Raw genomic sequence first — 13,476 nt, forward strand, 5'->3', positions numbered from 1 at the left:
CCTAAGAGTATGATAGAATCCGCCCCCCTGCGCGGGGCCAACCAAACCCCTGAAAGGATAAGTATGAAAGTTATCGAAGCTGCTGTTGCAACGCCTGAGGCCAATGTTGCCATCGTCATCGCGCGTTTTAACAACTTCATTAATGACAGCCTGCTGGATGGCGCAGTTGATGCCCTGAAACGTATCGGCCAGGTCAAAGATGAAAATATCACCGTTGTCTGGGTGCCGGGTGCTTACGAACTGCCGCTGGCAGCACGTGCGCTGGCGAACTCCGGCAAACATGATGCGATTATCGCACTCGGCACCGTTATTCGTGGTGGCACTGCGCACTTCGAATATGTGGCGGGTGAAGCCAGCTCTGGTATCGCCAGCGTTGCCATGAACAGCGACATTCCTGTCGCGTTCGGCGTGCTGACCACTGAAAGCATCGAGCAGGCCATTGAGCGTGCCGGCACCAAAGCGGGTAACAAAGGTGCTGAAGCGGCGCTGACTGCGCTCGAAATGATCAACGTATTGAAAGCCATTAAAGCCTGATTTTTGTAAGGGGAATTTTGTGAAACCTGCTGCTCGTCGTCGCGCCCGTGAGTGCGCTGTTCAGGCGCTTTACTCCTGGCAGTTGTCGAATAACGACATTGCCGATGTGGAATACCAGTTTCTGGCGGAACAGGACGTCAAAGACGTCGACATTACTTACTTCCGCGAACTGCTGTCCGGTGTGGCGACCAACAGTGCGTATCTGGATGGACTGATGAAGCCCTATCTGTCGCGTCAGCTCGAAGAGCTGGGCCAGGTAGAAAAAGCTATCCTGCGCATCTCGCTGTATGAGTTGAGCAAGCGTGATGATGTGCCCTATAAAGTGGCCATCAACGAAGGGATTGAGCTGGCGAAAGTCTTCGGTGCCGAAGACAGTCATAAATTTGTTAACGGCGTGCTGGATAAAGCCGGTCCACAAATTCGACCCAATCGCAAATAAACAAAAAGGCCGGCTTGCCGGCCTTTTTTCATGAAGAGTTAAGCGGAACGTAATTATGTCTTGTGGTGAATTTGAACTCATCGCACGCTACTTCAACCGCAGAACACGCAGCCGCCGTGATGTCGAACTCGGCATCGGTGACGATTGTGCGTTACTTAGCGTGCCGGAAAAACAGACGCTGGCGATCAGCACCGATACCCTGGTCGCGGGTGTGCACTTCTTACGGGATATTCATCCTGCCGATCTGGGTTACAAAGCCCTGGCTGTTAATCTTAGCGACCTCGCTGCCATGGGCGCCGACCCCGCGTGGCTGACGCTGGCCTTAACGCTGCCGCAGGTCGATGAGAGCTGGCTCTCTGCCTTTAGCGAAAGCCTGTTTGAACTGCTGGAATATTACGACATGCAACTGGTGGGCGGTGACACGACCCGTGGCCCGCTGAGCCTGACGTTGGCGATTCACGGTCTGGTGCCGCAGGGCCGCGCCCTGAAACGCTCCGGAGCGAAGCCGGGCGACTGGATCTACGTGACCGGCACGCTGGGTGACAGCGCAGCGGGTCTGGCGCTATTGCAGCATCACTGCCGCATCAGCGATCCGGCGGTGCATGAGGCGCTGATTAAACGGCATCTGCGTCCGATGCCGCGCATTCTGCAGGGCCAGGCACTGCGTTCGCTGGCCTCTTCAGCGGTGGACCTTTCTGATGGCCTGATTTCCGACCTCGGCCACGTGCTGAAAGCCAGCGGCTGTGGTGCACGGCTTAACCTGGATGCGTTGCCGCTGTCGCCGGCGCTGCGCGACCATTTTGACCCTGAGCAGGTATTGCGCTGGGCGCTGAGTGGCGGAGAAGATTACGAACTCTGCTTCACCGTGCCTGAAGTGAATCGCGGCGCGCTTGATGTGGCGCTGGGGCATCTGGGCGTGCCTTATACCTGCATCGGACAGATAGCACCGGAATCAGAAGGCTTAACGCTGCTGGATAATGGCAAACCTGCCACATTCCATCATAAAGGGTTTGATCACTTTGATACTAAATAACGACGTGGCGAAGAGACGCCTGCGGATGAGCAATCCCTGGCATCTGCTGGCCACCGGTTTCGGCAGCGGATTAAGCCCGGTCGTGCCTGGTACCATGGGATCGCTGGCGGCCATCCCATTCTGGTGGCTGATGACCTTTCTACCGCAGGATCTCTATTCGCTGGTTGTGCTGGTGGGTATCTGCGTCGGTGTCTATCTCTGCCATCGCACCGCCAAAGATATGGGCGTACACGATCACGGCAGTATTGTCTGGGATGAATTTATCGGCATGTGGATTACGCTGATGGCGATCCCGGTCAACAGCTGGCAATGGGTGCTGGGCGGCTTTGTGCTGTTCCGTATTCTTGATATGTGGAAACCATGGCCGATTCGCTGGTTTGACCGCAATGTGCATGGCGGCATGGGCATTATGGTGGATGACATCATTGCTGGCGTGATTTCTGCGGCCATGCTTTATGGCTTTGGGGTCTGGCTAGAGGGTTAATCAGCCGAGGCTGAACGCCTGAATAAGAGGTGACGCCCGGCCAGGGCGTCACATTCTGATTTATTCGAATCCCACCGCCTGATGCGGCTGATAGACCTCTTCCAGCAGGGTAATCTCGTCGTCACTCAGGGTGACATCCACCGCCTTCACCAGATCCTCAAACTGCTCAGCGCGCGATGCACCAATAATCGGTGCCGTAACGGCAGGCTTGCTCAGCAGCCAGGCCAGCGCCACCTGCGCCCGCGTCACACCTTTACTTTCCGCCACCTGTGCCAGCCGCTCTGCAATCACGGCATCGTTCTCTTCGGTGTTGTCATAGAGCTTTGCCATCACCTGATCGGAGGCGGAACGTGCAGTGTTCTCACCCCACGGGCGGGTCAGCTTACCGCGCGCCAGGGGACTCCATGGCAGCACGGCGATCTGCTCTTTCAGGCAGAGCGGATGCATTTCCCGCTCCTCTTCACGCTGAATCAGGTTGTACTGATCCTGCATGCTGACAAAGCGATGCCAGCCCTGATCTGACTGCAGCTGCAACGCCTGCGCAAACTGACTGGCGTGCATGGATGAGGCGCCGATATAGCGGGCTTTGCCGGACTGCACTACGTCATGCAGCGCTTCCAGCGTCTCTTCCAGCGGTGTCTCGTAGTCCCAGCGGTGAATCTGCAGCAGGTCGACATACTCCATGCCGAGACGCTGAAGGCTGTCATCAATGGATTGCAGGATATTTTTGCGCGACAGTCCCTGTGAGAGATTGGTCAGTGGAAAATAGACTTTAGTGGCGACCACGATCTCTTCGCGGCGGGCAAAATCCTTCAGCGCCCGGCCCAGGATCTCTTCACTGCTGCCATCGGAGTAGCTGTTGGCGGTATCAAAGAAGTTGATGCCCGCGTTCAGCGCCTGCTGGATCAGCGGACGGCTGCTTGCTTCCGGCAGCGTCCAGGCATGATTACCGCGCGTTGGCTCGCCATAGGTCATACAGCCAAGACAGAGACGCGACACCTGCAGATCGGTAGTACCCAGTTGAATCGTTTTCATGGTGGAGGCTCCTGCGAAAGTGCAAAGGTTACAGCATAGCAGGATGTTGCGCTCCCCAGGGGGGAGCGCAGAGAGGAGAGGTTACTGCGCCAGCCAGCGGGCGATCTGTTGCTGAATGCCCTCCGCGTCCAGCAGATAGTCATGACGCACTTCATCCTGCGTGCCCTGCGGGATGAACTCATCGGGCAGGCCGATGTTCAGTACCGGAATGCCCAGGCGTTTCGCCATCACAAACTCATTTACGCCACTGCCCGCACCGCCTTTGATGGCGCCTTCTTCCAGCGTTATCAGCGAGTCGTGGGTGTTAGCGAGCTCGGCGATCAGCGCTTCATCCAGCGGCTTCACAAAGCGCATATCGACCAGGGTCGCGTTCAGCGCTTCTGCCGTGGCGGCGGCTTCCGGCAGCAGGGTACCGAAGTTCAGAATCGCCAGCTTTTCACCCTGACGTTTCACGACTGCTTTACCCAGCGGCAGGCTCTGTAGTGGGGCCAGCGGCGTGCCGACGCCCGTGCCGCGCGGATAGCGCACCGCACTCGGGCCAGCCTGATGGTGATAGCCGGTATAGAGCATCTGCCGACACTCATTTTCATCGCTCGGCGTCATGATCACCATATCCGGCACGCAGCGCAGATAGGCGAGATCAAACGCGCCCTGGTGAGTCTGACCATCCGCGCCAACAATGCCACCGCGATCGATAGCAAACAGGACCGGCAGTTTCTGGATGGCAACGTCATGGATCAGCTGATCGTAGGCGCGTTGCAGGAAGGTGGAATAGATGGCCACAATCGGTTTATAGCCGCCAATCGCCATACCGGCCGCGAAGGTCACCGCATGCTGCTCGGCGATTGCCACGTCAAAATATTGTTTCGGGAATTCGCGAGAGAAAGCCACCATGCCGGAGCCTTCACGCATCGCCGGGGTAATCGCCATCAGCTTCGGATCGTCGGCGGCCATTTCGCACAGCCAGTTGCCGAAGATTTTAGAGTAGCTCGGCAGACCCTCTGCGCTTTTCGGCAGTTCGCCAATCGCCGGGTCAAATTTAGGAACGGCGTGCCAGGCAATCGGATCTTCCTCTGCCGGGGCGTAGCCTTTACCTTTCTTCGTCATGATATGCAGGAACTGCGGGCCTTTCAGGCTGCGCATGTTGCTCAGCGTATTGACCAGCGTCAGCACATCGTGACCGTCAACCGGGCCAATATAGTTAAAGCCCAGCTCTTCAAATAGCGTGCCCGGCACGACCATGCCTTTGAGATGCTCTTCGGTGCGTTTGACCAGCTCTTTGATTGGCGGCAGATTTGTCAGCACGCGTTTACTGCCTTCGCGCAGTCGTGCGTAGGTTTTCCCCGACAGGATCTGCGCCAGGCGATTATTCAGCGCGCCGACGTTTTCGGAAATCGACATCTCGTTATCATTGAGGATGACCAGCATGTCCGGCTTGATATCACCGGCATGGTTCATCGCTTCAAACGCCATACCTGCGGTAATCGCACCATCGCCAATAATACAGGCGGTGCGACGGCCCTGACCTTCACGTTCTGCCGCCGCTGCCATGCCGAGACCGGCACTGATAGAGGTCGATGAGTGACCGACGCTCAGGACGTCATATTCACTTTCACCGCGCCACGGAAACGGGTGGACACCGTTTTTCTGACGGATAGTGCCGATGCGATCGCGGCGACCTGTCAGAATTTTATGCGGATAAGCCTGATGACCCACATCCCAGACCAGATGGTCAAACGGGGTGTTATAGACATAATGCAGCGCGACCGTCAGTTCAACCACGCCCAGACCCGATGCAAAATGGCCGCTGGAGCGGCTCACACTGTCTAACAGGTACTGACGCAGTTCATCACACAGCGCAGGCAACTTCTCTTTTGGCAGGGCGCGCAGCGCCTGAACCGTGTCTGCCAGCGCCAGTGTCGGGTATTTAGCAATATCAAAACTCATCAGAGACTCATTATGGAAGTTATTTGTCGCGTTCAATTATGAAGCTCGCCAGCGCCTGCAGTGCTGTAGTGTTATAAGAGTGCGCAGCGAGCAATTCTAAAGCATCAAGAGCTTCCTGATACAAATCCCGCGCTTTGGCACGGGCACTTTCAAGGCCTAACAGTGAAGGATAGGTGCTTTTCCCCAGATCCTGATCGGCACCCTGACGTTTTCCGATCACCGCTGTGTCGCCGATCACATCCAGAATGTCGTCCTGCACCTGAAACGCGAGACCAATCGCCTCTGCATAGCGGTCGAGCAGCGGCAGCGCTTCGCGACCCGCATCGCCTGCCGTTAATGCGCCTAACCGAACCGCTGAGCGGATCAGGGCGCCGGTTTTGTGGCGATGGATCTGTTCCAGCTGATCGAGATCGATGGATTTGCCTTCCGCCGCTAAATCCAGTGCCTGCCCGCCACACATCCCGGCTACGCCACTGGCTTTTGCCAGTTCGGAGAGCATCATCAATCGATATTCGGCGCTGACACCGGGCATTGCTTCATCGGCCAGAATGGAAAAGGCCAGCGTCTGCAGGGCGTCGCCCGCCAGAATCGCGGTATCTTCGCCATATTTAATATGACAGGTTGGCTGCCCGCGACGCAGTGCATCATCGTCCATCGCAGGGAGATCGTCATGAATCAGAGAGTACGCATGAATGCATTCAACTGCGGCGGCAGGAGCATCCAGACTCGCCGGATTGGCGTGGAGCATTTCGCCGGTCGCGTAGACCAGAAAAGGACGCAGACGTTTACCGCCTAATAATGCCCCATAATGCATGGCATTCACCAGAGGAGAACTCTGAAAAGGAAGTGGCTCTATAAAACGCGTCAGCGCGGCGTTCACCTGCTGCTGATAAACGTCGAGTAAGCGGGCAAAATCCATTAGTCATTTTCCGGCGTGAAAGCAGTGAGGTCGGCATCTTTATCATCGTTCAGCAGAATGCGGACCCGCTGTTCAGCCTGTTGCAGCGTCTGCTGGCCATTCCGCGCCAGCTGCACGCCGCGCTCAAATTCGTTCAGGGCTTCTTCCAGCGGCAGTTCACCACTTTCCAGACGGCTGACAATCTGCTCCAGCTGCTGCAATGACGTTTCAAAGCTGGCTGGCTGTTCGGCTTTTTTCGGCATATTTCGTGTCGACTCACGGTTGGGACATTATCTCGCAATCGGTCATGGTAGCTGAGACCCTATGATTAGCAAAATAATCAATGCGGCGGCTGATGAAGAAGCAGTCACCTGACAAAGGTGATATACTCCCGCGCCTCGGATGCGGTTGCGCCTTGCAGCCCGCAATTTTGTGATTTTACCAGCTAAGTGCCGCCTGTTTTAGCACTTATTTGCCCAACGAAGCTGTGTCGCCATGAAGTTTATCATCAAGTTATTTCCTGAAATCACCATCAAGAGTCCGTCGGTGCGTTTGCGCTTTATCAAGATTCTTGCCAGCAATATCCGCAACGTCCTGAAAACCGTCAGCGACGACATCGCCGTTGTGCGCTACTGGGATCACATTGAAGTGCGGTCAAAAAATGCGGCGCTGGCGGACATTATTCCCGATGAGCTTTCCCGCATTCCCGGTATCCATCACGTTTTAGCGGTTGAAGATCGCGAGTACACCGATATTCATCACATCTTTGAACAGACGTTAGCGCAGTATCGCGACAGTCTTGAGGGCAAGAGCTTCTGCGTGCGTGTGAAACGTCGCGGTAAGCACAGCTTCAGTTCGCAGGATGTAGAGCGCTATGTGGGTGGTGGTCTGAATCAGCATATTGAAAGCGCCCGCGTGCAGCTTAAAAATCCTGACGTGACGGTGAACCTTGAAGTTGAAGAGAATCGCCTGACGCTGGTGACGGCGCGCTACGAAGGTCTGGGCGGTTTCCCGATCGGCACGCAGGAAGATGTGCTGTCGCTGATTTCCGGCGGTTTCGACTCCGGTGTCTCCAGCTATATGCTGCTGCGCCGCGGCAGCCGCGTGCATTACTGCTTCTTTAACCTTGGCGGTGCCGCGCATGAGATTGGCGTGCGTCAGGTTGCGCATTATCTGTGGAATCGTTTTGGTCGTTCACACCGCGTGCGCTTCGTGGCGATCAATTTTGAGCCGGTCGTCGGTGAGATCCTCGAAAAAGTGGATGACGGCCAGATGGGCGTGGTGCTGAAGCGCATGATGGTGCGTGCCGCCTCGACGATTGCTGAGCGCTACGGCGTGCAGGCGCTGGTCACGGGTGAAGCGGTAGGGCAGGTGTCGAGCCAGACGCTGACCAACCTGCGCCTGATTGATAACGCGTCGGATACGCTGATTCTGCGTCCGCTGATCTCTCATGACAAAGAGCACATCATCAGAGTTGCCCGGGAGATTGGCACAGAAGATTTCGCCAGCACCATGCCGGAATATTGTGGTGTGATCTCAAAAAGCCCGACGGTGAAGGCGGTGAAGGCGAAGATCGAAGCGGAAGAGCAGAATTTCGACTTCTCAATTCTGGATCGGGTGGTGGAAGAAGCGACCAATGTCGATATCCGTACTATTGCTGAGCAAACGGAAGAGGAGGTGGTGGAAGTTGAGACCGTCGCGCTTCTGAGTGACAACGATGTGGTGCTGGATATCCGCTCTATTGATGAGCAGGAAGAGAAGCCCCTGACGCTGAACGCCACGGAAGTGAAGTCGCTGCCATTCTACAAACTCAGTACGCAGTTTGGCGATCTCGATCAGAACCGCACCTGGTTGCTCTACTGCGATCGTGGTGTGATGAGCCGTCTGCAGGCGCTCTATCTGCATGAGCAGGGCTTTAAGAACGTTAAAGTCTACCGCCCGTAGTCATCGCTCTGAGCCAGTCAGTGCCTGTTCAGGGCTGACTGGCTTTCTCGTTTTAAGCCTGAGTCTTTACGCCTGATAGTCATAAATGCCGGGAGCCAGCACCAGCTGTGCAGCGACCTCACGTGCCATCTCTTTTCCCACCAGCAGATCGATCAGCTTCAGCGCAAAATCCATTGCCGTGCCAGGTCCCTGGCTGGTCAGCAGATTAACGCGGGGATCCCAGACGACACGTCGCTCCATCCACTTTTCCTCCGGAATCGTCTCTTTCAGGCCAGGAAAGCCGGTCATGTTACCGACCGGGAAGAGATCGTGAGGGATCAGTACCGTGCCTGCGGCTGCGCATATCGCGGCGACAATCTTCTCATTGAGGTGAAACTGACGCACCGTTTCGACCAGCAGCGGACTGTCACGGAAGGTCTCAGCCCCTTTCAGGCCGCCGGGCAGAACAATGGCGGCGAAATCGTTATCGGCGACTTCGACCAGCGTGACGTCAGCCAGCAGACGAACACCGCGTGAGCAGACAATCTCCCGGCTGCCATCGCTTTCGACGCTGGCGGTGACAACCTTCAGCCCGGCCCGAACCAGCAGGTCGATGATGGTGACAGCTTCGGTTTCTTCACTGCCATGTGCCAGGCAAACCAGCACTGATGCGTTCGCGGTCATAATGGGACTCCTTGCGTTTTACAATGTCATACAGACGGGTGTTCTCCGTCAGCACCAGGCCGTGCGTCCGGGCGCGGCGCAGCAGAAAGCCGCTGATATAGTCGATTTCGGTGAGCCGCTGGGCGCGAACGTCCTGCAGCATCGATGAGGTATTGGCCGCCGTGCTTTCGATCACGTCGAAGATGATGTCCTGCAGGCTGTCACTGGCGACGTTCTGGCCTTCACGATCCATAACCCAGCTGATCTCTTCGCACAGTTGCGCGATCTGCTCCGGATACGCGCGCAGTGCGCCGTTCTGGCACTCATACTCCACGCTGAGCGGGTTGATGACGCAATTGACGGCCAGTTTGCGCCAGCAGGCCGCCCGGATGTTGTCATGCCAGGCAACATCGGGCAGGGCAGGGTGCAGGATGTCGGCGAGGTCACTGTAAGCGGCGCTTTTGCGGTTACCGGGACCAATGTGGGTGATGCCACTGGCGATGTGCTTGATAACGGTGCCATCACGCATCGCCGCATGCGTGGTGACGCCACGCAGGAGTGGCTGAGTCAGCCCTTTGAGTTCCTCCAGCGTACCCATACCGTTGTGCAGCAGCAGCACCGGGCAGTTTTCTGGCAGCACACTTTCCAGATTCTTCACGGCGGGTGAAACCTGTGGCGCTTTGAGCGTGACCAGCAGCAGCTGGCTTTCCGCCAGGAACAGCGGATCGTTGGCGATAAACGTGCGATTCGAGATGTTGCCCTGAGGATCGATTACATTGGCTGAGCAGTAAGGCTGCGGCACGCGCAGCCATCCCTGTACTTCATGTCCCTGGCGGGCAAGCGCTGTCAGCCAGACCTGACCCAATGCACCGCAACCTAACACGGTAATTTTCATGCTGCCTCCCGCTGGCGGGCTATCCATCTGTTATTTACTGTCACACCTACATTATAGCGTTGTGTGCAGCCTGATTTTATTTAGCACCTTAAGACGCGTATTATGCATGTCACTTTAGCGTCAGGAGAAGAAGAGATGCCATCTTTCGATATCGTTTCAGAAGTCGATCTGCAGGAAATTCGCAATGCGGTGGAGAATGCTAACCGTGAAGTGTCTACCCGCTTCGATTTCCGCAACGTGAGCGCCGAGTTTGAGCTCAACGAAAAGAATGAAACCATCAAGATCACCAGCGAGTCTGATTTCCAGGTTAAGCAGCTGGTCGATATTTTGCGTGAGAAGTTGTTGAAGCGCGGGATTGAAGGCGGAGCCTTAGAGGTGCCGGAAGAGATCGAGCACAGCGGCAAAAGCTGGGCGGTCGATGCCAAACTGAAGAAAGGCATTGAGAGCGACGTGGCGAAGAAGCTGGTAAAGCTAATTAAAGACAGCAAGCTGAAAGTACAGACCCAGATTCAGGGTGAAGCGTTGCGTGTGACCGGCAAAGCGCGTGATGATTTGCAGGGTGCGATGGCGATCGTGCGCGGCAGCAATCTGGGCCAGCCTTTCCAGTTTAAAAACTTCCGCGATTAAGTGGGAGAGGCTGAATTTTCAGCATGAATGCAGTGATAAAAAACCCGGCTCAGGCCGGGTTTTTTGTTATTAATAGGGGATATTACTTTGAAAATGTCTAGCGTATAGAGCAGGTTAGGAGTTGCGGCGTCTGCAAGATCGTGTACCGGCTCAGGGAGCCAGTGCCTTACGCAAAGACGCAACAGCGCCATCCATGGCGGGCTCAGCGCGGGCGATTACGCACCTCATCCCTGAGGTGCGCCCGTTGCCGGGCCAACGCTCTGCGTTGTTCAAAAACGCTCCCGGCGTTTTTGTCCCGGGCCCGCGATGCTTTGCTACAGGCACAGGCTCCCATCGCTTTAAGCTGGTTAGTGGTCTGTAAAAAGGATTGCGCGGGTTGATATTTATTCAGAAACTTAAATGCGGGTGAACCTGGCAGCAGCGCAAAAGCTCAGGGGCGCAGGGAACAGGGTCAGAGGAGGAAAGCGTCCCGCGCCAGGACGGCGCGGGCCGAGCATGCCATGGATGGCGGCTTTTGCGACTTTCCGATCTGACCGTTTTCCCTGAGCCAGCTCGATCTTACAGCTAAACGGGCAGATGGTGTCGCTAGAACAGTTTGGAAATCAGCAACTCCCCAGCAGCGCTTCCAGCTCAGGCCGGCTGGTGACCTTACTATCAATTTTGATATACGCGCTTTTCTCTTCCGGCACAATAAACACGGAATTAACGCCCTTCTGCGCCTTCAGTCGCTGCTCCAGATTCGGCACAGCCAGTGCCGCATCACTCAGCACGATGCGTAGGCTGCTGACATAAGGCGGCTCCTGCATCGTCATGCTGACAAACAGCCAGGCTGCAGCCACCATCGCGCCCACCAAAAACACGGTCTGCGCATCGAAATGACCAAACACCCAGCCACCCATGCTGCCGCCAACGGCCACGCCCAGGAACTGGCTGGTGGAATAAATCCCCATCGCCGTACCTTTGTAACCTGCGGGTGACTCTTTACTGATCAGCGAAGGCAGAATGGCTTCCATCAGATTAAAGGCGAAGAAGAAGAGCTGAACACCCACTACCAGCGTCCAGAAGTGGCCTTCTGCACCCCACAGCACGATCTCCGCAATGACAATCATCCCGACGCAGCCGACAAAGACGCGCTTCATACGGCGCTTCACTTCAGCATAAATGATGAACGGCACCACGCCGGCAAAGGCGATTAGCATCGTGGAGAGATAGACTTTCCAGTGCTCGGGGGCCGGGAATCCAGCCTGTTCAAACTGCCCAGGCAACGCAACAAAGCTCGACATCAGCAGGACGTGCAGACAGAAAATACCGATGTTGAGCTTTACCAGACGCGGGTTAGCCATCACTTTGCGGAAGCTGCCTTTCACCATGCCTGATTCACGGTTCAGGACATGATGGGAGGCGGATGGCACTACCAGCAGGGTGATCACGATTCCCAGTGACGCCAGAATCGCAATCATCCAGAACAGCGCATGCAGACCCAATGCATGAGTCACAACCGGGCCGACCACCATCGCAATCGCGAAGGTCACGCCAAAACTGATGCCGATAAAGGCCATCGCTTTGGTGCGGTTCTGCTCACGGGTTAAGTCTGATAACAGCGCCATCACCGCAGCCGCAATCGCGCCCGAGCCCTGTAATGCGCGGCCCAGAATAATGCCCCAGATGGAGTCGGTGCAGGCTGCGATAACGCTGCCCAGAACAAACAGCAGCAGTCCGCCAACGATCAACGGCTTGCGGCCGATGCGATCAGAGAGCAGACCAAAAGGAATCTGAAATATCGCCTGGGCAAGGCCATAGATGCCAATCGCCAGACCAATTAAGGTTTCACTCGCGCCCTGTAATGCCATGCCATAAGTGGTCAGTACCGGCAGGACCATAAACATCCCAAGCATACGCAGGGAAAAGACCGTACCGAGGCCCCATGTGGCGCGCAGCTCCACCGGAGTCATTTTATTATCGTTCATTCCAACCTCTGTTAATGTGCTGCATTTATTCTAGGGGGCGGGGCAGGGCGGGTAAAACAATAGTTTTTAAGCAGTGGTAACAAAAAGAAAGGGCGCGAAAATCGCGCCCTTTTCATGCTGTATCGGTGCCGGTTACCAGACGTAGGTCAGCAGGTCCTTCGAAGCCGGAGCCATCGAATCTACCGACATCATCACGCTCAGCGCGGTGATGGTTACGATAGAGAAGACAAACAGCTTACGCGCCCAGACACGATCATCTGCGGTTTTGTAACCCGATAACGCCATGCCCAGCCACCAGACGCTGACCGCAGCGGCCACCACCAGATATTTGTAGCCCGCGTAACCGCCCAGCGTCAGCATCAGCGTGGCAATCATAAACGCCAGAATATAGAGCGTAATATGATTCTTCGCGACGGAAATGCCTTTCACCACCGGCAGAACCGGGATGTTCGCTGCCTGGTAATCTTTAAAGCGGAAGATAGCAATCGCGTACGAATGCGGCATCTGCCACAGGCTAAAGATAGCCAGCAGGATCAACGCGCCAGCATCAAACTGGTTAGAGACGGCGCAGTAGCCGATAACCGGCGGCGCAGCACCCGACAGACTGCCAATCAGCGTTCCGTAAACGGAATGACGCTTCATGTACAGACTGTAGATGCCCACGTACACCACGAAGCCCATCACCGCCAGCCACATGGCCAGCGGATTAGCACCGAAGTAGAGCAACGCAAAGCCAGCAATACCCAGCACAGTGGCATAAACCAGGCTTACTTTCGCGGAGATAAGGCCTTTTACCAGCACCCGATTCCTGGTTCTCTCCATCTTGATGTCGATGTCGCGGTCAATCACGTTGTTGAAAACACAACCCGATGCAACCACCAGTGACACGCCCACCAGGGTGATGAGAAACAGGGCGTAATCCGTGTTGCCTTTGGAGGCCAACAGGAATCCGCCGATCACAGAAATTAAATTCCCGAAAATAATTCCTGGTTTTGTAACTTGCAGGTATTGCTTAAACATTACGCGTGACT

Annotated in this window: 14 protein-coding genes; 6 read left to right on the forward strand and 8 right to left on the reverse strand. The window is 55.8% G+C overall.

Annotation, left to right across the window (positions count from 1 at the left end; genetic code table 11):
• Positions 1-63: 63 nt before the first annotated feature.
• Genes ribE through pgpA form a run of 4 tightly spaced genes read left to right on the forward strand, consistent with a single transcriptional unit; the run spans position 64 to position 2,490 of the window.
• Entirely contained in the window at positions 64-534 is a 471-nt protein-coding gene (gene ribE / locus BY447_RS15110; protein ID WP_013356975.1) for a 6,7-dimethyl-8-ribityllumazine synthase, read from the forward strand.
• A 19-nt stretch (positions 535-553) separates the two neighbouring features.
• Positions 554-973: a transcription antitermination factor NusB gene (gene nusB / locus BY447_RS15115; RefSeq protein WP_013356976.1), complete on the forward strand. Its 420-nt coding sequence runs from the start codon at positions 554-556 to the stop codon at positions 971-973.
• Positions 974-1,028: 55 nt separating this feature from the next.
• A complete protein-coding gene (gene thiL / locus BY447_RS15120) occupies positions 1,029-2,006 on the forward strand; it encodes a thiamine-phosphate kinase (RefSeq protein ID WP_033731746.1) in 978 nt (325 codons plus the stop codon).
• Entirely contained in the window at positions 1,951-2,490 is a 540-nt protein-coding gene (gene pgpA / locus BY447_RS15125; protein WP_110331451.1) for a phosphatidylglycerophosphatase A, read from the forward strand. The genes thiL and pgpA overlap by 56 nt, the downstream gene beginning before the upstream one ends.
• 60 nt (positions 2,491-2,550) lie before the next feature.
• Here the strand turns inward: pgpA and BY447_RS15130 are convergent, their stop codons facing one another.
• The 4 genes from BY447_RS15130 to xseB all read right to left on the reverse strand — a co-directional run bounded on the left by BY447_RS15130 (position 2,551) and on the right by xseB (position 6,633).
• On the reverse strand, positions 2,551-3,525 hold the full coding sequence (locus tag BY447_RS15130) for an aldo/keto reductase (protein WP_033782158.1): 975 nt from the start codon (positions 3,523-3,525) through the stop codon (positions 2,551-2,553).
• A gap of 81 nt (positions 3,526-3,606) precedes the next feature.
• Complete coding sequence (gene dxs / locus BY447_RS15135) at positions 3,607-5,472, reverse strand: 1-deoxy-D-xylulose-5-phosphate synthase (protein ID WP_013356980.1); 1,866 nt, start codon at positions 5,470-5,472, stop codon at positions 3,607-3,609.
• A gap of 19 nt (positions 5,473-5,491) precedes the next feature.
• Positions 5,492-6,391, reverse strand: coding sequence for a (2E,6E)-farnesyl diphosphate synthase (gene ispA, locus BY447_RS15140; protein WP_110331452.1), 900 nt, complete (start codon positions 6,389-6,391; stop codon positions 5,492-5,494).
• Positions 6,391-6,633: an exodeoxyribonuclease VII small subunit gene (xseB, locus tag BY447_RS15145; protein ID WP_013356982.1), complete on the reverse strand. Its 243-nt coding sequence runs from the start codon at positions 6,631-6,633 to the stop codon at positions 6,391-6,393. The genes ispA and xseB overlap by 1 nt, the downstream gene beginning before the upstream one ends.
• A gap of 232 nt (positions 6,634-6,865) precedes the next feature.
• On the opposite strand from xseB, the gene thiI reads away from it, so the two are divergent.
• Complete coding sequence (gene thiI / locus BY447_RS15150) at positions 6,866-8,314, forward strand: tRNA uracil 4-sulfurtransferase ThiI (RefSeq protein WP_110331453.1); 1,449 nt, start codon at positions 6,866-6,868, stop codon at positions 8,312-8,314.
• Between the two features lie 66 nt (positions 8,315-8,380).
• On the opposite strand, the gene yajL is transcribed toward thiI, so the two are convergent.
• Positions 8,381-8,977 carry a protein deglycase YajL gene (yajL, locus tag BY447_RS15155; protein WP_110331454.1) on the reverse strand — a complete coding sequence of 199 codons (597 nt, stop codon included), beginning with the start codon at positions 8,975-8,977 and terminating at the stop codon, positions 8,381-8,383.
• On the reverse strand, positions 8,931-9,851 hold the full coding sequence (gene panE, locus BY447_RS15160) for a 2-dehydropantoate 2-reductase (protein WP_033782161.1): 921 nt from the start codon (positions 9,849-9,851) through the stop codon (positions 8,931-8,933). The genes yajL and panE overlap by 47 nt, the downstream gene beginning before the upstream one ends.
• Positions 9,852-9,986: 135 nt before the next feature.
• Between panE and BY447_RS15165 the strand changes: the two genes are divergently transcribed.
• Positions 9,987-10,478 carry a YajQ family cyclic di-GMP-binding protein gene (locus BY447_RS15165; RefSeq protein WP_003852530.1) on the forward strand — a complete coding sequence of 164 codons (492 nt, stop codon included), beginning with the start codon at positions 9,987-9,989 and terminating at the stop codon, positions 10,476-10,478.
• A gap of 602 nt (positions 10,479-11,080) precedes the next feature.
• Here BY447_RS15165 and BY447_RS15170 read toward each other — a convergent pair.
• Together BY447_RS15170 and cyoE are read right to left on the reverse strand one after the other, a co-directional pair.
• Positions 11,081-12,445 (reverse strand): MFS transporter, encoded by a 1,365-nt coding sequence (locus tag BY447_RS15170; protein ID WP_033782162.1) that lies wholly within the window; start codon positions 12,443-12,445, stop codon positions 11,081-11,083.
• A 132-nt stretch (positions 12,446-12,577) separates the two neighbouring features.
• Positions 12,578-13,465, reverse strand: coding sequence for a heme o synthase (cyoE, locus tag BY447_RS15175; RefSeq protein WP_061061826.1), 888 nt, complete (start codon positions 13,463-13,465; stop codon positions 12,578-12,580).
• Positions 13,466-13,476 lie beyond the last annotated feature (11 nt).

It is taken from the genome of Pantoea sp. JKS000250, from assembly GCF_003201065.1.
Lineage (GTDB): Bacteria > Pseudomonadota > Gammaproteobacteria > Enterobacterales > Enterobacteriaceae > Pantoea > Pantoea vagans.